Here is a 508-nt window from a genome sequence, read left to right as displayed (position 1 = left end):
GGCTCGCGCGCGCGGATGAATGCGCCCCGGCGGCTGCCGCGCCGCTTGCCGAGGCGAAGCGCCCGCCGGCGCAGCATGGCTCGGAGCCGCCGTCGGCCGACGAGGACGCCGCGCCGGCTCGCGAGCCGCAAGCGCCGGCCGCGCAGCCGTTGACACTCAAGACTCCTCGGCCGGATGAGCAAGGCGGCGCGCCGCAATCGGCGGGCGACGAGCCGTCCGGCGCGAAGCCGGCGCCGTACGCATGGCGGCAGGCGTTTCCGAGCGACGCGATCGCGGCGCTCGACAGTCTCGACATGCCGCTGCCGCCGCGCGAAGCGGGGGCCGCCGCGGATCGGCCGGAACAATCGCAACATGCGGAGCCAGCCGGTTCGCGCGGCGCGCAAAGCGCAACTAACGGTCTGCCCGCCGCCCCTCCGCCGATGGGGGCGGAAAATGCGCGTGAAGGGCAGACGCACGGCGAAGCGGGAAGCGCGACGGATTTTGAAGGGGCCGGATCATTCGACAATGA

Annotated in this window: 1 pseudogene; it reads left to right on the top strand. The window is 73.8% G+C overall.

Going from position 1 to position 508, the window contains the following annotated elements:
- Positions 1–508: pseudogene (locus tag ACU8YE_RS24420) on the top strand (FimV/HubP family polar landmark protein); the annotation flags it as partial.

This window comes from Ralstonia sp. VS2407, assembly GCF_052950655.1.
This window is presented reverse-complemented; position numbering and strand designations above follow the sequence as displayed.